Annotated in this window: 19 protein-coding genes and 1 riboswitch; of the genes, 4 read left to right on the forward strand and 15 right to left on the reverse strand. The window is 73.3% G+C overall.

The window, feature by feature from the left end:
- Positions 1–71: 71 nt before the first annotated feature.
- The 11 genes from ACIP5O_RS19285 to ACIP5O_RS19335 form a co-directional block, all read right to left on the reverse strand.
- On the reverse strand, positions 72–1,451 hold the full coding sequence (locus ACIP5O_RS19285) for an NAD(P)/FAD-dependent oxidoreductase (RefSeq protein WP_356543945.1): 1,380 nt from the start codon (positions 1,449–1,451) through the stop codon (positions 72–74).
- 369 nt (positions 1,452–1,820) lie between these two features.
- Positions 1,821–2,735: a Ppx/GppA phosphatase family protein gene (locus tag ACIP5O_RS19290; protein ID WP_356543947.1), complete on the reverse strand. Its 915-nt coding sequence runs from the start codon at positions 2,733–2,735 to the stop codon at positions 1,821–1,823.
- Positions 2,732–3,346: a DUF501 domain-containing protein gene (locus ACIP5O_RS19295; protein WP_401294793.1), complete on the reverse strand. Its 615-nt coding sequence runs from the start codon at positions 3,344–3,346 to the stop codon at positions 2,732–2,734. The genes ACIP5O_RS19290 and ACIP5O_RS19295 overlap by 4 nt, the downstream gene beginning before the upstream one ends.
- 46 nt (positions 3,347–3,392) lie before the next feature.
- Positions 3,393–3,863, reverse strand: coding sequence for a septum formation initiator family protein (locus tag ACIP5O_RS19300; RefSeq protein WP_401294795.1), 471 nt, complete (start codon positions 3,861–3,863; stop codon positions 3,393–3,395).
- A 120-nt stretch (positions 3,864–3,983) separates the two neighbouring features.
- A complete protein-coding gene (gene eno, locus ACIP5O_RS19305; protein WP_401294797.1) occupies positions 3,984–5,276 on the reverse strand; it encodes a phosphopyruvate hydratase in 1,293 nt (430 codons plus the stop codon).
- Between the two features lie 392 nt (positions 5,277–5,668).
- The gene (locus ACIP5O_RS19310; RefSeq protein WP_401294799.1) at positions 5,669–6,388 is read right to left on the reverse strand and encodes a transglycosylase family protein; all 720 of its coding nucleotides are present in this window, start codon (positions 6,386–6,388) and stop codon (positions 5,669–5,671) included.
- A gap of 3 nt (positions 6,389–6,391) precedes the next feature.
- Positions 6,392–6,567, reverse strand: a riboswitch (cyclic di-AMP (ydaO/yuaA leader).
- A 258-nt stretch (positions 6,568–6,825) separates the two neighbouring features.
- Positions 6,826–7,944: a transglycosylase family protein gene (locus ACIP5O_RS19315; RefSeq protein ID WP_401294801.1), complete on the reverse strand. Its 1,119-nt coding sequence runs from the start codon at positions 7,942–7,944 to the stop codon at positions 6,826–6,828.
- 94 nt (positions 7,945–8,038) lie between these two features.
- Positions 8,039–9,358 (reverse strand): cytochrome P450, encoded by a 1,320-nt coding sequence (locus tag ACIP5O_RS19320; protein WP_401294803.1) that lies wholly within the window; start codon positions 9,356–9,358, stop codon positions 8,039–8,041.
- A gap of 62 nt (positions 9,359–9,420) precedes the next feature.
- Complete coding sequence (locus ACIP5O_RS19325) at positions 9,421–10,380, reverse strand: nucleoside triphosphate pyrophosphohydrolase (RefSeq protein WP_401294804.1); 960 nt, start codon at positions 10,378–10,380, stop codon at positions 9,421–9,423.
- A gap of 19 nt (positions 10,381–10,399) precedes the next feature.
- Positions 10,400–11,083, reverse strand: a complete 684-nt coding sequence (locus ACIP5O_RS19330; protein WP_401294806.1) for a SurA N-terminal domain-containing protein — start codon at positions 11,081–11,083, stop codon at positions 10,400–10,402.
- An 80-nt stretch (positions 11,084–11,163) separates the two neighbouring features.
- Positions 11,164–12,159: a glycosyltransferase family 2 protein gene (locus tag ACIP5O_RS19335; protein WP_401295231.1), complete on the reverse strand. Its 996-nt coding sequence runs from the start codon at positions 12,157–12,159 to the stop codon at positions 11,164–11,166.
- A 126-nt stretch (positions 12,160–12,285) separates the two neighbouring features.
- On the opposite strand from ACIP5O_RS19335, the gene ACIP5O_RS19340 reads away from it, so the two are divergent.
- Positions 12,286–14,832 carry a YfhO family protein gene (locus ACIP5O_RS19340; protein WP_401294808.1) on the forward strand — a complete coding sequence of 849 codons (2,547 nt, stop codon included), beginning with the start codon at positions 12,286–12,288 and terminating at the stop codon, positions 14,830–14,832.
- Here ACIP5O_RS19340 and ACIP5O_RS19345 read toward each other — a convergent pair.
- A complete protein-coding gene (locus tag ACIP5O_RS19345; RefSeq protein ID WP_401294810.1) occupies positions 14,750–15,418 on the reverse strand; it encodes a VanZ family protein in 669 nt (222 codons plus the stop codon). The genes ACIP5O_RS19340 and ACIP5O_RS19345 overlap by 83 nt on opposite strands.
- A 72-nt stretch (positions 15,419–15,490) precedes the next feature.
- Complete coding sequence (locus ACIP5O_RS19350; protein ID WP_401294812.1) at positions 15,491–16,042, reverse strand: GNAT family N-acetyltransferase; 552 nt, start codon at positions 16,040–16,042, stop codon at positions 15,491–15,493.
- 61 nt (positions 16,043–16,103) lie between these two features.
- On the opposite strand from ACIP5O_RS19350, the gene ACIP5O_RS19355 reads away from it, so the two are divergent.
- Genes ACIP5O_RS19355 through ACIP5O_RS19365 form a run of 3 tightly spaced genes read left to right on the forward strand, consistent with a single transcriptional unit; the run spans position 16,104 to position 17,695 of the window.
- Positions 16,104–16,475 carry a PadR family transcriptional regulator gene (locus tag ACIP5O_RS19355; protein ID WP_401294814.1) on the forward strand — a complete coding sequence of 124 codons (372 nt, stop codon included), beginning with the start codon at positions 16,104–16,106 and terminating at the stop codon, positions 16,473–16,475.
- Positions 16,472–17,050 (forward strand): HAAS signaling domain-containing protein, encoded by a 579-nt coding sequence (locus ACIP5O_RS19360; RefSeq protein WP_401294815.1) that lies wholly within the window; start codon positions 16,472–16,474, stop codon positions 17,048–17,050. The genes ACIP5O_RS19355 and ACIP5O_RS19360 overlap by 4 nt, the downstream gene beginning before the upstream one ends.
- A 39-nt stretch (positions 17,051–17,089) precedes the next feature.
- Positions 17,090–17,695, forward strand: a complete 606-nt coding sequence (locus tag ACIP5O_RS19365) for a GNAT family N-acetyltransferase (RefSeq protein WP_401294817.1) — start codon at positions 17,090–17,092, stop codon at positions 17,693–17,695.
- A 12-nt stretch (positions 17,696–17,707) separates the two neighbouring features.
- Here ACIP5O_RS19365 and ACIP5O_RS19370 read toward each other — a convergent pair whose 3' ends face one another.
- Complete coding sequence (locus tag ACIP5O_RS19370) at positions 17,708–18,325, reverse strand: hypothetical protein (RefSeq protein WP_401294818.1); 618 nt, start codon at positions 18,323–18,325, stop codon at positions 17,708–17,710.
- A 71-nt stretch (positions 18,326–18,396) separates the two neighbouring features.
- Entirely contained in the window at positions 18,397–18,789 is a 393-nt protein-coding gene (locus ACIP5O_RS19375; protein WP_401294820.1) for a hypothetical protein, read from the reverse strand.
- Positions 18,790–18,840 lie beyond the last annotated feature (51 nt).

Genomic DNA, 18,840 nt, shown 5'->3' on the forward strand with positions numbered 1-18,840 from the left:
CCGCACCACGGATGGCGGACGGCCCTTTCGGGTTGCTGCGGTACTGCTCTCCCGCTCCTACTGCCGGAGCGTCAGGAGGCCTTGGCCTTCTCCTGCGCCGGGGCGGCCGGGGCGGGAGCGGGCTTGGCGGCCTCGTAGAACTCCTCGCGCGGCGACTCGATGGCGCCGAGCGAGACGACCTCGCGCTTGAGGAACATCGCCAGGGTCCAGTCGGCGAAGACGCGGATCTTGCGGTTCCAGGTCGGCATGGCCATGCCGTGGTAGCCGCGGTGCATGTACCAGGCGAGACGGCCCTTGAGCTTGATCTTCACCTTGCCCATGACGATCATGGCGACGCCCTTGTGCAGACCGAGTCCGGCCACCGCGCCCTTGTTGGCGTGGCTGTACTCCTTCTGCGGGAAGCCGCGCATGCCGGCCACCACGTTGTCGCCGAGGACCTTGGCCTGGCGCAGGGCGTGCTGGGCGTTCGGCGGGCACCAGGCGTTCGGGTTGCCCGCGCGACGGCCGACCATGTCCGGGACCTGGGCGTTGTCGCCCGCGGCCCACGCGTAGTCGAGACCGTTGATCTGGAGCTTCTCGTTGCAGTCCACGTGGCCGCGGGGGCCGAGCGGCAGACCGAAGCGGGAGAGCGCCGGGTTCGGCTTCACGCCGGCGGTCCACACGATCGTGTTGGAGTCGACCTCCAGGCCGTTCTTCAGCACGACGTGGCCGTCGACGCAGGAGTCCATGGAGGTCTCGAGGTAGATCTCGATCCCGCGGCTCTCCAGGTGCTCCTTGCCGTACTGGCCGAGCTTGGGGCCGACCTCGGGAAGGATCTTGTCGGCCGCGTCGACCAGGACGAAGCGCATGTCCTCGCGCGACACGTTCTGGTAGTACTTCGCGGCGTCGCGGGCCAGGTCCTCGACCTCGCCGATGGTCTCCGCGCCGGCGAAGCCGCCGCCCACGAAGACGAAGGTCAGCGCCTTGCGGCGGACCTCCTCGTCGGTGGTCGAGTCGGCCTTGTCGAGCTGCTCGAGGACGTGGTTGCGCAGGCCGATGGCCTCCTCGATGCCCTTCATGCCGATGCCCTGCTCGGCGAGGCCGGGGATCGGGAAGGTGCGGGAGACCGCGCCCATCGCGATGACGAGGTAGTCGAAGGGCAGCTCGTACGCCTCGCCGACGAGCGGGGCGATCGTGGCGACCTTGCGGTCCTGGTCGATGGTGGTGACCCGGCCGGTGAGCACCTCGGCTCCGCGGACGACGCGTCGCAGCGGGACGACGACGTGGCGCGGCGAGATGCTGCCGGCGGCGGCTTCGGGGAGGAAGGGCTGGTAGGTCATGTACGACCGCGGGTCGACGACCGTGACGGTCGCCTCCGCGTAGCGCATCTTCTTGAGGATGCGCCGAGCTGCGTACAGGCCTACGTACCCGCCGCCTACTACGAGGATCCTGGGACGCTCCGTGGTGCTCATGCCATCGAGTATCCACCCCGTTCGGGGGGTGTGTTCGTGCGCCCCTTCACAAGGTTCCGAGGCACCTCTGCTACACTCCGCCGCCCGCGTGATCCAGGTCATGTTCCTGCAAAGGAACCGGGGTGCAGTGGCGAACGTTGTTCACCCCCCGTGAACTGGCCCGGAGAGCCTTCCTTAACCCTGAACCGGAGGCCCCGTTCACGCGATGGAAACACCGGGCGGATCGGGCCCCGCACCTGCGAAAGGGCCCTGAGAGGTGCCTCGGAGGGCCTCATGACCCTCTTCGGACCCCCTCAGGGCCCTTTTCCTTGTGAAGAACTTCACGAACTTTCCCGGCGGAGGTGCGCGGGAAGGCTCGATAGCGACCCCCTATGCGACGGATAGGGCGATCCCATCGAGGATGTCGTGCTCGCTGACGACCACCTCGCGGGCTCCGACGCGCTCGACGATCTCCCTCAGGACGAGCGCCCCGGCGACGATGACGTCCACCCGGCCGGGGTGGATCACGGGGATCGCGGCCCGCTCGTCGTGGGTGGAGGCGAGGAGCCGGTCGGTGACCTCGGCGACCTGCCCGGCGGAGATCCGGGAGTGGTGGACCTTCTCGGAGTCGTACTCCGGGAGGCCGAGGGCGATGGCGGCGACGGTGGTGACGGAACCGGCCAGGCCGACGAGGACGTCCGCCGTGTCGATCGGCACGGCCTCGGCGGCCAGGTCGAGCGCGGCCCGGACGTCGGCGCGGATCGCCTCGGCCTCCTCGGCGGTCGGCGGGTCGTGGCGGACGTGCCGCTCCGTGAGCCGGACGCAGCCGACGTCGACCGAGCGGGCGGCCCGGACGTGGTCGGTGCCGGTGACGAACTCGGTGGAGCCGCCGCCGATGTCCACGACGAGGTACGTCTCGGTGCCGGGCAGCTCGCCGGTGGCCCCGGCGAAGGAGAACGCGGCCTCCTGGTCGCCGGTGATGACCTCGGGCTCGACGCCGAGGATCTCCACGACCCCGTTCACGAAGTCGTCGCGGTTCTCGGCGTCGCGGGAGGCGGAGGTGGCGACGAAGCGGATCCGCTCGGCGCCCAGCTCCTCGATGACGGCGGCGTACTCGCGGCAGGCGGCGAAGGTCCGCTCCAGGGCCTCGGGGGCGAGCCGGCCGGTCCGGTCGACGCCCTGGCCGAGGCGGACGATCGTCATCCGCCGGTCCAGCTCGATCAGCTCGCCCGTCTCCGGGTGCACGTCGGCGACGAGCAGGCGGATGGAGTTCGTACCGCAGTCGATTCCGGCGACCCGGGTCACTTCTGTCCCTCCCCGTCGGCGTCGTCGACCGGCTTGAAGGCGAAGTGGCCGTCCCGGTCGCCCTCGACCGTCCAGCCGTCCTCCTCCTCCGGCGCCCCGCACGGGGTGACGCACGGGCCCTTGGCCCACCACTCCGGCAGCATCGCGAGCGCCTCGTCGCCGAACGGGTTCACGCCCGGGCCCGCGACCAGCGAGTGGCCGACGAGGACGTGCAGGCACTTGACCCGGTCCGGCATGCCGCCGGCGCTCGGGAAGCCCTCCAGGACCTCGATGGCGTCCCGGCGGGCGAGGTAGTCCTCGTGCGCGGCCCGGTAGGCGTCGGCCAGCTCCGGGTCGGTGGCGAGCCGGGCCTGCATCTCCTTCATGACCCCGTTGGCCTCCAGGGTGCCGATGGCCGAGGCCGCCCGGGGGCAGGTCAGGTAGTACGTGGTGGGGAACGGCGTGCCGTCGGGGAGCCGGGGCGCGGTCTCGACGACGTCCGGCTGCCCGCAGGGGCAGCGGTGCGCGATGGCGCGCAGGCCGCGGGGCGGCCGGCCGAGCTGGAGCTCGAAGGCGGCGACGTCCGCCTCGGTGGGCTCGGTGCGTTCGGTCTGCGGAGGGGGCGTTTGCATGTCTGCCTTGGTTGCCTAGGTCGTCGGTCGTCGGTCGTACGGGGTGTCAGGGGCGGTCGGCCTTGTCCACGCCGTCCCAGAGGTTGTCGTACCAGGGGCGGTCGGCCGCCCCCTGCTCGGCGCGGGGCCGCTGCTCCGCGCCGGGGTCGTTCACGGTGAAGCCGGTCTCGCCGGGGAGCACGTAGTGCAGGTGCTCGCGGGCGAGGCGGCGGACGTAGGCCGGGTCCTGGAGGCGGGCCTTCTCGTCCCTCAGCTCCTGCACCCGCCGGGCGGCATCGGCGGCCCGGCGCTCCTGCTCGGCGATCTCGCCCTGCTGGGAGACGTAGCTCCGCATGGGATAGGCGAGGGCCACCACCAGGGAGCAGACGACGAGGGCGAGGAAGGCCGCGCGGCCGGTGAGCCGGGAGCGGCGGGCCTGACGGCGGGTCTGGGAGCGGTAGACACGGGCGGCGGTCTGCTCGCCGAGCAGCCTGATCCGGGTCGCGGTCGAGAACCGGTCCCGGTCCTTCACGGCCATGTCGTGTCGCCTCCCCTGTTCACGCGGACGTCCCCGCACACGGTACGGGACCGAGTACGGGGACGTACGGAAGCCGCCCTGCGGAAGGGCGCAGCGGGTGTCAGCCCTTGCCGTGCCTAATCAGTTCGCGGTGCGAAACCGCGGGAAGGCGCTGCGGCCGGCGTACACCGCGGCGTCGTCGAGGATCTCCTCGATGCGCAGCAGCTGGTTGTACTTGGCGACGCGCTCGGAGCGGGCCGGGGCGCCGGTCTTGATCTGGCCGCAGTTGGTGGCGACGGCCAGGTCGGCGATGGTGACGTCCTCGGTCTCGCCGGAGCGGTGGGACATCATGCACTTGAAGCCGCTGCGCTGGGCGAGCTCGACGGCGTCGAGGGTCTCGGTCAGCGAGCCGATCTGGTTGACCTTGACGAGCAGGGCGTTCGCGGACTTCTCCTCGATGCCCCGGGCCAGGCGCTCCGGGTTGGTGACGAACAGGTCGTCGCCGACGAGCTGGACCTTCTCGCCGAGCTTCTCGGTGATGACGTTCCAGCCGGCCCAGTCGTCCTCGAACAGCGGGTCCTCGATGGAGACCAGCGGGTAGGCGGCGACGAGCTCCTCGTAGTACTCGGTCATCTCGGCGGCCGAGCGGGACTCGCCCTCGAACTCGTACTTGCCGTCCTTGTAGAACTCGGAGGCGGCGACGTCGAGGGCGAGCGCGATGTCCTTGCCGGGCACGTAGCCGGCCTGCTTGATCGCCTCCAGGATGAGGTCGAGCGCCTCGCGGTTGGAGCCGAGGTTCGGGGCGAAGCCGCCCTCGTCGCCGAGGCCGGTGGAGAGGCCCTTGGACTTCAGGACGGACTTGAGGGTGTGGTAGACCTCGGTGCCCCAGCGGAGGGCCTCGGAGAAGGACTCCGCGCCGATCGGGGCGATCATGAACTCCTGGATGTCCACGTTGGAGTCGGCGTGCGACCCGCCGTTCAGGATGTTCATCATCGGAACGGGCAGCAGGTGCGCGTTCGGGCCGCCCAGGTAGCGGAAGAGCGGGAGGTCGCTGGCCTCGGAGGCGGCGTGCGCGACGGCGAGGGAGACGCCGAGGATGGCGTTGGCGCCGAGCGAGGACTTGTCCGGGGTGGCGTCCAGGTCGAACATGGCCTGGTCGATCAGGCGCTGCTCGGTGGCGTCGTAGCCGACGAGCTCCGGGCCGATCTGCTCGATGACGGCGAGGACGGCCTTCTCGACGCCCTTGCCCTGGTAGCGGTTCGGGTCACCGTCGCGGAGCTCGAGGGCCTCGAACGCACCGGTGGAGGCGCCGGACGGAACGGCAGCACGGCCGGTGCTGCCGTCGTCGAGGCCGACCTCGACCTCGACCGTGGGGTTGCCTCGGGAGTCCAGGATTTCCCGGGCTACGACGACGTCGATGGACGGCACGAGCATCTCCTTCTGGGATGTGACGCGGGATGTGACGCAAGGTCGGTGCAGGGTCGCTTGGCCTTGCGACAAGAGCCTAACCGCCCCGGAGGCTCCGACCGGCCGGGCGCCCGCCCCCTGGGACGAAAAAGGACCCGAGGGCATGCACAACGGGACGAAGGACCCCGGACCTACCGGGCGGTAACCGTCAGACGGGACCGACGGCCGTCCCGTACGGAGGGCCGTCTCGTACGAGAGGTCGTCCCGTACGAGGGGTCGTCCCGTACGAGAGGTGTCCCCCCATCAAGGGGGAACCCCGGCCCGGCGCGCACGGGGGAGTGGCGCGCCGGACCGGGGTGGTCACCGCGGGAGGGTCATCGGGGGCGCGTGAGCCGCCGGACTCACGCGACCCGCCGGGCTCACTTCAGGTGGAGCTGCTGGCCCGGGTAGATCAGGTCGGCGTTCTCGACGACGTCGTCGTTGAGCTCGAAGAGCTGGGCCCAGCCGCCCTTGACGCCCTGGGCGTCGGCGATCTTGCTGAGGGTGTCGCCGGCCACGACCTTGTACTCGCCGTCACCCTTCTTGACCGTCTTGCCGGTCGGGGTGGTGACGGTCTTCTGCGGGGCGGCCTTCGGAGCCTGGCGCGGCTGGCTGCGGGTGGTCGGCTGCTCGGCCTTCCGCTCCTGCTTCGGCTGCGCCTGCTGCTGCGGCTGCTCCTGCTGCGACTGCTCCTGCGGCGCGCTCTCGGCGGCGCCGCCGTCGTACGAGGCGCCGGAGAGGCCCACGCCGCAGCTCGGCCAGGCGCCCTTGCCCTGGCCCGCGAGGACCTTCTCGGCGACGGCGATCTGCTGCGCCTTCGACGCCTGGTCGGCGCGCGGGGCGTAGGCGGTGCCACCGAAGGCGGCCCAGGTGGAGTTCGTGAACTGCAGGCCGCCGTAGAAGCCGTTGCCGGTGTTGATGGACCAGTTGCCGCCGGACTCGCACTGGGCGACGCGGTCCCACTCGGAGGCCGTGGCGGCCGAGGCGGTGCCCGCGGTCATCAGCGGGGCGGCGACGGCGACGCCGGTGACGCCGACGAGCGCGGCGACCTGGGCGGCCTTGGAGGGACGGCGGTGTTTGCCCTTGACGGAAAACAGCATGGGGATTCTCCTCACCGACGCCTGCGAGGTGAGCTGTCGGGTTCGGGCCGAAGAGTTGCCCGGCCGCGTGTCCTAGCACGCGGCTTCACCCCAAGCCGGTCGTCGGCCGTCCGTGTCTGGACGGCCGGGCCCGGCACTTACCTTGGGTCCCCCGCTCCTGCCTTCGGCGCTTGCGCGACGACTGTTCCCGTCGGCCGACGGCAGGATTCGGCGTTTCGGTCGACGGGGCCCGCGGTGGCGAGCGATGACGACCGTAGACACAGACCCCCCCGAAGTTCAAAGAGGCTCATACGACGAATTTCGCCTCTTCTTGCCCTTCGGAGGGGACTGTTTGCGCAGGTGAGGGATGACGGAAGCGGAGCTTGCGGGCGCGACACGCCAGTTGGGACAAAGAGACCCATGTCTCACTCGCCCGGAACCGGACATACACCCACGAACTACCCGGCCGTCGGGACCGAACCCTTCGTCAGGTCGAGGTTCTGACCAGGGAGGATGAGGTCCGGATCGGTGCCCACGGTCCGCTTGTTGGCGTCGTAGAGGGCGGTCCACCCTCCGGGCAGTTCGTTCGCCTGGGCGATGTCCGAAAGGCTGTCACCCGGTCGCACGACGTATTCACCCGAAGAGCCCTGACTGTCCGTTGCGCCCGAATCCTTCGCTTCGTCAGCGATCGGGGTCGATTCGGCCTCTTCGGAAAGATTGCCCTTGTCCGAGGCATGTCTACCGGATTCGGTGGAGCTGTCCGGCTTGCCGGTTTCCTCCGGAGCGGCCTCGCCCCGGTGCTTGCCCGTGCCGGGCGCGGCCGACGCTCCCTCATCTTCCGGGATACCGGGCGTAACAGACGTATCGGGCGTAACGGACTCACCGGGGGCGACGGGGACCGTCGGGTCGGACGGATCGGCCGGGAGCGTCGGGTCCGCCGGGTCCGTGGTCCCGGTCGACGCGGACGGCGCGGACGGCGTCGAGGGGGCGGTCGGCGCGCTCGGGCCCGTCGAGCCGGCGGGGGCCGTCGGCGCGGCCGGTGCCGTGGAGGGGGCGGTCGCGGGGGCGGAGGGCTTCGGCGCCTTGGTGGACGGCGCGGCCGTGGAGGCGCCCGACGAGCCCGAGTTCCAGTTCGACTCGGGGACGGGTGCCACGGAGGTCGCCGGAGCGGCGGCCGGACCCGGGTCCACCCCGGTGGGCTTCCCGTCGTTCTTCAGGCCGGCGATCGGCGCGCAGGTGGCCCAGGTGTCGCTGCCCTTGACGAGGACCTTCTCGGCCACCGCGATCTGCTGGGCGCGGCTGGCCAGGTCGGGGCTGGGCGCGTACGCCAGGCCGCCGTGGCGCTCCCAGTCCGCCTGGGTGAGCTGGAGGCCGCCGTACATCCCGTTCCCGGAGTTGGCGCTCCACTGACCGCCCGACTCGCACTCGGCGACGCGGTCCCAGGTGGCGGCGTCGGCGGCGGACGCGGATCCGGTGGCGAGCAGGGGCAGCGCCATGGCGGATCCGGTCACGCCCGCGGCGACGACGATGGCGGGGGCCTGACGGGGGCGACGGTGTCGTCCGTTCCCGGAACGCATAGGTACGCCTTTCGCGTGACGGCTGAGACTGCCGGGAAACGTAGCGGCATTCGAACGCTCGTCACAAGTCGATGGCCACCCGATCACATGAAGATCACATTTCTGACGGACCGTCACCGTACGAGAGGGGTACGGACGGGGAGAACTCCACCGGAAGCGTGCGCAAACCGCGCATGATGAGCCCGCCGCGCCACCGCAGTTCGGCCGGATCGGCGGCGAGCCGCAGGTCCGGCAGACGGGTCAGCAGGGTGGCGAGCGCGGCCTGTCCTTCGAGGCGGGCGAGCGGCGCGCCGAGGCAGTAGTGGATGCCGTGGCCGTACCCGAGGTGCTGGTTGTCGCGCCGCGCGAGGTCGAGCACGTCCGGCCCGTCGAACCGCTCCGGATCCCGGTCGGCGGCGGCGAGGACCACGAGCACCGGGTCCCCCGCCGGGATCTCCTGCCCGCCGATGGTCAGCGCCCGCGTCGCGTACCGCCAGGTCGCCATCTCCACGGGCCCGTCGTACCGCAGCAGCTCCTCGATCCCGGTCTCCAGGAGCCCGGTCCCGCCGGCGGCGAGGGAGGCCTGGAGGAGTTCCCTTTGTCCGTTATTACGGAGAAGCGCGTAAAGCCCGTTTCCGATGAGGTTCACGGTGGTTTCGAACCCCGCGAACAGGAGGATGAAGGCCATGGCGGCGGCCTCGTTCTCGGTGAGGTGCTCGCCGTGGTCGGAAGCCTTGATGAGCCCCGAGATCAGGTCGTCGCCCGGCTCTTCGCGCTTGCGGTGGATCAGCTCGGCGAGGTAGCCGCGCATCTTCTTCACCGACCGGGCGACCCCGCCGCGCGGCCCGCCGCCGTGCCGGATCATCATCCCGGCCCAGTCCCGGAAGTCGTCCTGGTCCTCGCGGGGCACGCCGAGCAGGTCGCAGATGGCGTAAATAGGGAGCGGGAAGGCGAACTCGTGGATGAGGTCCGCGCTCCCCTTCTCCACGAAGCCGTCGATGAGCCGGTCGGTCAACTCCTGGACGCGCGGGGCGAACTCGGCGACCCGGCGCGGGGTGAAGGCCTTCGACACGAGCCGCCGCAGCCGGGTGTGGTCGGGCGGGTCGATGTTGAGCAGATGGGTCATCAGCTCGGCCTTGCGCTCGCCCGGAATGCCCGTCTTGCCCTTGGCGTGCGGGGACTCGTCGTGGTGCGCCGGGTTCTTGGACAGCCGCTGGTCCGCGAGGGCCTGCCGGGCGTCCGCGTACCGCGTCACGAGCCAGGCCTCGACCCCGCTGGGCAGCGTCGTCCGGTGCACGGGCGCGTGCTCCCGCAGCCAGGCGTAGGCGGGGTACGGATCGGTGGCGAACTCCCAGGTGAAGAGCTCGGGCGCGGGCTCCTGGGCGGAGGCCGGCGCGGGGTCCGGTACGGGGGTCGGGGCGGTGCTGTCACTCACCCCCCGACGGTACAGCCGCGCCCCCGCACGCCCCGGCGGGCCTCCCCCTCCCCTTCCCCCTTCTACAGCCCCTCCGCCGCCCGGATCGCGTCCCGGTACGTCCGGGCCGCCGCCCGCAGCGCCGTCTCCGGGTCGACGCCCTCCGCCTCCGCGCGGGCGGCGAGGGCGAGCAGCTCGTATCCGACGCCCCCGTCCGCCGGGAGGGCCACGTCGAGCCCGGCCGCGCGCGCCCGGCCCGCCAGCTTCGCGGCGAGCGCGAGGCCGGGCTGTCCGAGCGGCACGCCGTCGGTGACGGACTCCCGCCGCTTCTCGACCGCCTTGGTCCGCTGCCAGTGCGCGTGGACCTCCTCGGGGGTCGCGGCGGTCGCGTCCCCGAAGACGTGCGGGTGGCGGTGGATCAGCTTCTCGACGAGGGTTCCGGCCACGTCGTCCACGGAGAACGGTCCCTCCGGGTCCTCCTCGGCGATGCGGGCGTGGAAGACGACCTGGAGCAGGACGTCGCCCAGCTCCTCCCGGAGCGCGGTCCGGTCCCCGTCCTCGATCGCCTCCACGAGCTCGTACGCCTCCTCGATGGCGTACTTCACGAGCCCCTCGTGGGTCTGCGCCGAGGTCCAGGGGCATGCGCGGCGGACGCGGTCCATGACCTGGACGAGGTCGAGGAGCCGGGCGCCGGGCAGGTCGTACGAGCCGGGGAGCAGTTCGAGCTCGGGCATCGCGACCCGGCCGGAGCCGGCGAGCCGGGCGAGGCCGTCGGTGAGGCGCCGGTCGCCCTCGCCGGAGGCGACGAGGAGGACCGTGCGGCCCCCGGCGCACTCCCCGACCAGTTCCTCGGCGGTGGGCAGGGCGTGCTCGACGGCGACGCCCGCCTCCCGCAGGTACGGCAGCTGGGGGTGGTGCTCGTCGGGGCAGAGCACCCGGTCCGCGGCGTGGAGCGCCTGCCACGCGGGCCAGGACAGGAGTCCGGGGGCCACGCGGTGGCTGGCGGTGAGCAGGACGACGCGGCCGGGGCTTTCGGAAGTCACCCCCCGAACCTACCCGGACTCAGGCACCGGCCCCGACGGCCTCCGGGGCCTTGCTGACCTGCCGCAGCCAGGGCGCGGTGGTGGAGGCCAGCCGGATCTGGGCGTCGTCCCAGGCGCCGTAGCGCGGGTTCACGTCGATGCCGAGGTCCTTGGAGGCGGCGGTGAAGACGTCCGTCAGCTTCTTCTGGCCCTCGGGGCTGTCGTCGGCGCCCACCTTCGCCGCGATCTTGCCGAGGAGGACGTTGCGGCGGACGACCCCGTCGATCTGGCCGGGGGCGACGCCCTGCTCCTGGAGGAGGGCGGCGGCGAGCCGGTCCTCTCCGCCGCTCTGGCGGACGAAGGCGGTGCGGGTCTCCTGGAGCTCGGCGCGGCTGGCGGTGACGCCCTTGTCTCGGGCGACCTCCTCGACGACCCGGTCGAAGATCATGCTGTTGAGCTTGCGGCGGCCGAGGTCGCCGGTGGAGGCGACGAGCTGCGCGGACTCCGGGGAGGCGGCCTGCGCGGCCCGGACGTCCTTCACCTGCGCCTGGAGGCTGGCGACGTCGATGCGCTCGCCGCCGACGACGGCCGCGGCTCCCGGGTGGGCGTCGCCGCCGCAGGCGGTGAGCAGCGGGGCCGCGGCGAGGAGCGCGGCGGAGACGGCGAGCGCGGTGCGGCGGGACTGCGTGGGGCGGGGCGTGCGGGGCTGCGTGCGGCGGTGCAAAGGAGCCTCCCGGGCTGGTCGTGCGTCAGTTGGACGACCTTGCGGTGATCGATGGTAGGCAGTCGCCGGGGCCGGAGCCACTACTTCGGAGCGACTGTTTCCCACAACGACTCACCCGTCGCCCGGGTGTCGGCCCGTCCCGCGCGTTCCCCTCCTTCGCCCCCGGCCTCCTTCAGCAGGTAGTGGGGCCGGCGCTTCACCTCGTAGTAGATGCGGCCGACGTACTCCCCGATGAGCCCGACCATGACCATCTGGACGCCGGCGAGGGCGGTGACGGTGACGAGGAGGGTGACGTAGCCGGGGGTGTCGACGCCGTTGGCCAGGGCGTCGCCGACGATCCAGGCCGCGTAGCCGAGGGCGACGACGAGCAGCAGGAGGCCGAGGTGGACGGCGGCGCGCAGCGGCTTGTTGTTGAAGGAGAGCAGCCCGTCGAGGCCGTAGTTGAGGAGCTTGCCGAAGGACCACTTGGAGCGGCCCTGCTCGCGGACGGCGTTCTCGTAGGAGAAGGTCGTGGTGCGGAAGCCGACCCAGGCGAAGAGGCCCTTGGAGAAGCGGTTGTACTCGCCGAGGTCGAGGACCGCGTCGGCGGTCCGGCGGGACAGGAGCCGGAAGTCCCCGACGCCGTCGACGAGCTCGACGTCGACGAGCCGGTTGATCGCCCGGTAGTAGAGGCGGGCGGTGAGGGTGCGGGTGACCCGGTCGCCCTCGCGGGTGCGGCGGGCCACGACCTGGTCGTACCCCTCGGCGTGCAGCGCGACCATGCGGTGGACCAGCTCGGGAGGGTGCTGGAGGTCGGCGTCCATGATCACGACGGCGTCGCCGGACGCGTGCCGGAGGCCGGCGAGCATCGCGGCCTCCTTGCCGAAGTTCCGGCTGAAGGAGAGGTAGCGGACCCGGCGCGGGTCGCGCGCGGCGAGGTCCCGCAGGAGCGGGAGGGTCCCGTCCCGGCTGCCGTCGTCCACGTAGACGATCTCGAACCCGCCGTCGAGACGGCCGAGTTCTTCGGTCACGCGGTCGTGGAAGCGGGCGAGGACGTCCTCCTCGTTGAAGCAGGGCACGACGATCGAGAGCAGCACGCGGACCACGACAACGGAGTGCGGTGACCCGGCCGGGCCGGACGGATGGACTCCGGGCGACCATCGCGTGAACTGCCCTTCCCGGAAGCGGTTTTCGCCCTTTTTCGCTGGCATATTCGATCCGTCATGCCGAACACCACGCGCTCCTGCCTGCTGTCCGCCCTCCTCTCCGCCGTCGCCGTCTGCGGCGGGGACGCCGTCGCCCGGGTCTTCCCCTTCGGGCCGCGCCACCGGGCCGTCAACGACCTCGCCAACCAGTTCGTGCCGTTCCACGCGCACCTGTGGGACCTGCTGCGGGGCCGGGCGGACGGCGGCCTCCTCCTGGACTGGCGGGCGGGCTGGGGCACGTCCTTCCTGCCCGACTACGGCACGTACCTGTCGAGCCCGTTCGCCCCGCTGGTGGCGCTCCTCCCGCGCGCGGACGTCGAGTACGCGGTGTACGCGGTCACCGTCCTGAAGACGGCGGTCGCGGCGGCGGCCATGACGTTCCTGCTGCGCCGGCTCGGACCGGGCGCGTGGTGGTGGGCGGCGGTGCTCGGCGCCTCGTACGCGCTGTGCGGCTGGTCGCTGGCGGAGGGCACGTACAACCCGATGTGGCTGGACGGCCTGATCGCCCTCCCGCTGCTCTGCCTGGTGGGCGAGTGGGTGCGGGAGGGGCGCCGGCCGCTCCTGGGCCCGCTGGTGGTGGCGGTCTGCTGGGTCGCGAACTTCTACACGGCGTACATGGCGACCCTGGGCGCGGCCCTGGTCCTCCTGGTGCGCCTGGCGGTGACGGACTCCTTCCGCGTACGGATCCTGGTGCGGGCGGCGGTGACGGCGGGGATCGGGGTGGGCCTGGCGGCCCCCGTCCTCCTGCCGGTCCTCCTCGGCTCCCGGCACGCCCACCCGGGCCTGGTGCGGGAGTTCGCCCCGGTGGCCGGGACGGACTTCCTCGCCCGGCTGCTCCCGGTGACGTACGGCTTCGCGACCCCGGCGGCCTTCGTCTGCACGGCGGTCCTGCTGCTCGCGGCGGCGCTGCCGTTCCGCCGGGACGTGCCGGGCCGGGAGCGGTGGCTGTGGCCGGGCCTGTGCGCGGCGGTGGCGGCGTCGATGCAGTGGGGCCCGACGCACCTGCTCTGGCACGCCTTCACGACGCCGAACGGCAGCCCGTACCGGCAGACGTTCGTCCTGTCCGGGGTCCTGGTCCTGACGGCGTGGACGACGATGACGCGCGGGGGCGGGGCGGCTTGGGAAAGCGGCGGGCCCGGACCGTCCCCGGCTCATGGCCGCCCGGACCGCCGGGACTGCCCGGACCGCCGGGCCGTCGCCGGCGGTTCGGCGGTCGTCCTCGTCCTGGCCCTCGCGGCGCTGCCGAGTCCGGTCCTCACCCCCTGGGCGCTCGTGCTCGCGGGCGCGGGCCTCGCGGCCGTGGCGGGGGCCCTGCTCCTCCCCCGCCGGGGCCGGTACGGCGTGCTCGCCGCGCTCCTCGTCACGGGCACGCTGCTCGGCCAGGCGTCGGCGACGACGGCGTACGCGGACCGGGAGCGGCTCGTACGGCTCGACGACTACCCGCCGCTCGGCCCGGAGCAGGAGCGGCGGGCGGCGGCGCTCGCGGCGGCGGACGGCTGGCCCGCCTACCGCACGGACCCGGGCCTGCCCCGGGTGGCGGGCAACGATCCGCTGCTCCTGGGCGGGCAGGGGGCCGCGTACTACAGCAGCCACACCCCGGCGGTCCTCACCGCCACCCTGGACGCGCTCGGCGGCGGCTGGACCTCGCGGGGCCGGAACCTCCAGGGCCTGGACAACCCGGTGACGGACGCGCTGTTCGGTGTGGGCGCGCGCTGGCGGGACGGCGGGGTGGTCCGTACGGACACGCGCCTGCCCCTGGTGACGGTACGGCCGCCGGGCCCGCCCCCGGCCTACGGCCCGTCGCCCTTCCGCAACCAGGAACTCCTGCTCGGCTCCCGGGTGTACGAGGCTCCGCACGCGGGCGCGTGCCGGGTCGGTACGGAGGTCTTCCTCTGGGCCCCGGACGCCACGGGCCCGGCCCGCCTGGGCGACCGCGAGGTGCGTCTTCTGGGCGGGCGGCCGAAGCGGCAGGCGGCGATGGTGTCCCTCGGGTTCCAGCGGGCCCCCGGCCTGCGGCCGTCGCTGCCGGGCCCCGGCGCGCTCGGGTGCCTGGACCACGGCCGCCTGCGGACGGCGGTCGCGGCCCTGCGCGCCCGCGCGGCGACCTCGGTGGAGGTCACCCCGTCCGGGATACGGGCCGTCCTCCCGCCGGGCGGCGGCACGGCGGTCGTGGCGGCCCCGCGCACAGCGGGCTGGCACTGCGAGGGCGTCGAACCGACCGGGTACGGCGGTCTCCTGGCGGTCCCCCTCGGGGCCGGCCGCACGGAACTCGCCTGCTCCTTCCGGCCGCCGGGGCTACGGGCGGGCCTGGCGGCGGGGGCGGTGGCGGCGGCCGCGCTGCTGCTCGGCGCCGGGCTCAGGTCCTTCCCCGGGCTCAGGTCTTTCCCCGGACTCAGGTCCTTCCGCGGGTTCAGGTCCTTCCGCGGGTTCAAGGCCTCCCCCGGGCTCAGGTCCTCCCCCGAGCTCAAGGCCTCCCCCAAGCTCAGGTCCTTCCGCCGACGCCGGTCCGGCCCCGGCTCCGGCCCCCGCTCTCTCCTCCGACGCCCGAGGGCCTCGGCAGGGTGAGCCGCCGCGACCGCGTCCTCCGGGTCCAGCGCCGGACCAGGAAGGCGCCCAGGGCGGCGCCGGTGGTGTTGAGGAGGACGTCGTCGACGGACGAGACGCGGCCCAGGGAGAGCGCGTACTGCGCCACCTCGACGACGAGGGAGAACACCGCCCCGATCAGGGCGGTCTTGAGCACGCGACGGCGGCCCGACCACAGGAACGCGGCGGCCGCGCCGAAGGGGACGAGCAGGAGGACGTTGCCGATGAGGTTGACGGCCCGCACGTCCGAGAGGTCCACGTCGGCGTGGGCCGACGCGTCCAGGATCTCCCGGAACGGGACGGCCGAGATCCGGCTCTCCGTCCCGTACCCGTGCGAGAGCGTGACGAGCAGGAACGGGACGAGGGCGAGCAGCGCCACGGCGCCGAAGACGGCTCTTCCGCCCGCCGACCCGGGTCCCGTCCCGGTTCCGGCGAACGGCGCGCGCCACGCCGAGTCCCGTGCCTCCCTCGCCTCCCGCGTCTCCCTGCGCGCCTGACGGACGCCGATCACGGCGGCGCACGCCATCGCGCAGACGGAGAGGAGGAGCCCTCCTCCATGTATGGCCAACACAACCCTCCCGGACGATCTCCTCCGCCGGGTACCCGGTCATCCGGGGTCCAAGCCCGCGCCGGGCGGGCCTCAGGTCACCCGCAGCTCCCAGCGCACCTCGCCGTCCTCCATCCGGTCGGTGGGGGCGAGGCCGGCCGCGCGGGCGACGGCGGCGGAGGCCGTGTGGTCGGGGTGGACGTGGGCGACGGCGGTCCGCACGCCCCGGGCCGCGAGCAGTCCGACCAGGCTCCCGGCCGCCTCGCGCGCGACGCCCCGCCCCTGCCAGGCCGTTCCGACGACCCACGCGACCTCCGCGACCCGGCCGCCGTCGGTGACGGTCGCCTGGACGGTGCCGGTGAGCCGGTCCTCGGAGCGGAGCCGCACCACCCAGTTGAGCCAGGTCACGGCCGGGTCCGGGGAGCCGGCGGCCAACCGCTCGTACCGCGCGCGCAGTTCGGGCGGGGACAGCGGGGCGCCCCCGATGAAGGCGTGCAGGGCGGGGTCGGCCAGGACCTCCGCCATCTCCCCGGCGTGCGCGACGGAGAGGGGGACGAGGTCGAGGCGTCCGGTCCGTACGGCGCCGGGCACGGCGGCCCGTTCGCCGGTCTGCCCGGCGGTCTGCTCGGCGGTCTGTTCGCTCACCGGGGGATCGTCGCACGCGGACCGTTGATCGGCGCCCCTCCCGAGAGGTATCTTGCATTGCATGGTTCCTGGCGAAGCAAGATCCGAGGCGGCGGGCAAGGTCGCCGCGCAGCTCCGCAAGGGCGTCCTGGAGTACTGCGTCCTGGCGCTCCTCCGGGGCGGCCCCCGCTACGGCGTCGAGATCCTCGACGAACTGGCCGCCGTCAGCGTCATGACCACCAGCCAGGGCACGATCTACCCCCTGCTCTCCCGGCTCCGCCGCGACGGTCTCGTCGACACCGAACTGCGCGAGTCGGCCACCGGCCCGGCCCGCCGCTACTACACGCTCACCGCGTCCGGCCGGGCCGCGCTCGCCGAGTTCACCGAGGACTGGCCGCGCTTCCGCGACGGCGTCGACCACTTCCTGACCGCACCTCCCGGAGGTTCCGCATGACCCGCACCGCGCACCCCCTCGTGACCGACTACCTGGCCACGGTCGAGCGGGAGGCGTCCTTCCTGCCGGCCGGGCGCCGCGAGGAGCTCCTCGCGGACCTGCGCGAACACCTCGACGTCGCCGTCGGCGACGAGCGGGACCCGGAGGCCGTCCGCACCGCCCTCGACCGCCTCGGCAGCCCCGCCGCGATCGTCGCCGCCGCCCGCGCGGAGGAGCCCGAGGCGGCCGCCGGGCCGGGGTCCGGGGACGCGCCGAAGAGCCGGACGACCGGCACGGCCGTCCTGCTCGGCGTCAGCGGGATCGCCGTGCTCCTCGGCTCCTACCTCGGCCCGATCGTCCTGATCGCGGGCCTGGTCCTGTTGTGGACGTCCGACGCCTGGGAGCGGGGCGCCAAGGTCTCCGCGACCGTCCTCGTCTCCCTCACCCCCTTCGCGTTCCTCTTCGCCTTCGCGCTCGGCGGGGCGGGACGCCTCGGCGTGATCGAGCTGCTCGTCCTCCTCGTGGCCGGGATCGCCCTCCCCGTCACGGCGGCGATCCGCCTGGTCCGCGCCGCCCGCCGGACCGCCCGCGCCTGAGGCACCCCTGCGGCGGACCAAGATCCATACGGGTGCAGAATGACCCGTATGCCCCTGACGAACGCGCCGAAGACGGCCGTGATCGACGACGCTCCGGCGGTCGGCCGCACGCTGGCCTCCGCCTTCGGCGACGACCCGATGATGCGCTGGTTCTTCCCCGACGACGCCACCCGCGTGGCGGGCCTCGGCCGGTACTTCACCACCCTGTTCACCCGGCAGTACGGCCTGCACGGCGTGTGCGAGCGCACCGACGCGGCGGCGGCCTTCTGGGTGTCGCCCGAGGGCGCGGAGAAGGCCGTCCCCGACGCGGAGACGATCCGGGAGCTCCAGGAGATCCTGGGCGACCGGGCCGGGGTCTTCCGCGACGCGGTCACGGCCGCCGCCGAGCACGGTCCGACCGAGCCCCACTGGTACCTCGCCGTCATCGGCGCCGACCCCGCCGCCCGGGGGCAGGGCCACGGCTCCGCCCTCCTCCGCTCGGGCCTCGCCAAGGCCGACGCTGCGGGCCTCCCCGTCCACTTGGAGTCCTCCAAGCCGGACAACCTGCCGGTGTACGAGCACTTCGGCTTCGTCGTGCGCGACGAGTTCCGCCTGCCGGGCGGGGGCCCGGTCCTGTGGGCGATGCGGCGCGAGCCCCGGGCCTGACCCGGTGGCGGGTCAGCCCCTCGTGACCGTGCGGAGGGGCCGGCCCGTCTCGTGGTCGAGGTCGACGAGGTGGACCTGCTCGGTGCCGTCCTCGGCGTACCCCGTGACCAGGCGGACGCGGTCGGGGCCCTCCCACACCGCCTCGACGAGGGCGTTCTCGGCGGCGTCGCCGTTGAAGTACCCCACCTTCCAGCGCTGCTTCAACGGGCCCCGGCCCTCGTCCACGTAGACCCACCACAGCGGGTCGATCATGTCCGCCCCCTCCTCGACCACGAGGCTGCGGTCGTCGCGGCCGGGGGCGGCCGTGTCCGAGGTCTCGGAGGCGGCGCCGAAGGCCCCGAAGAGAACGAAGGGGAAGGACGCCAGGAGGGCGAGCCCGAGGGCCACTCCGGTCAGGACGCGGACGACGAGGCTGCGCACCGCGACGATCAGCGCCGCCGCCAGCAGGCCCGCCACCAGCAGGCCGAAGAGCAGCGGGTGGTCGAACAGCCGGGCCACCCAGAGCAGTCCGCCGTCCTGGCCGGCCCACCGTCCCAGCGCCCCGGCCAGGACGAGGCACCCGGCCGCCAGGACCATCTCACGCGGGGAGAACCGGGCCTTCCGGCCCTGGTCGGTGGTTTTCTCGGTCATGCGCGGTCGCTCCCTGACTGGTCCTCGTGACGCCTCCCACCCAGACCTGTGCGGGATGCGAAAGGTTGCGGTCAGGGATGGTCCCGGGCCAGGTGGCGGCGCATCAGGACGTTCGCGTCCGTCTCCGCGCTGCGGTCGCACCGCTCCCGGGCCTCGCGCCGTTCCCGTACGAGCAGCGCGCAGGCCACGCAGTGCGGTACGGGGCGGGGCGGGCGGCTCAGGTCCGGCACCGGGGCCGCCGCCTCCGTACCCGCGCGGGTACGGTCGTTGGCCGCGCGCACGCCCGCGCTCAGCCGCTCGGCGGGGGTGGCCGGGCGCAGGTCGGCGGGGTCCGCCTGCCACTCCCGGCCACCACCCACGGGTCGCAGCATCGCGTACGGCCCGGCCCTCCCCCGGAACTCCCCCACCACGTGAGCCACTTGGTCGTACACGAGCGCCCCGCGCTCCGGTCCGTGCGACTCCATGCGCCCTCTCCTCTTCCCTTCCACCGCCTGCGCGGAGCGCCATGGGTGGAC

This window comes from Streptomyces sp. NPDC088915 (assembly GCF_044749825.1).
In the GTDB taxonomy this organism is placed as follows: Bacteria; Actinomycetota; Actinomycetes; order Streptomycetales; family Streptomycetaceae; genus Streptomyces.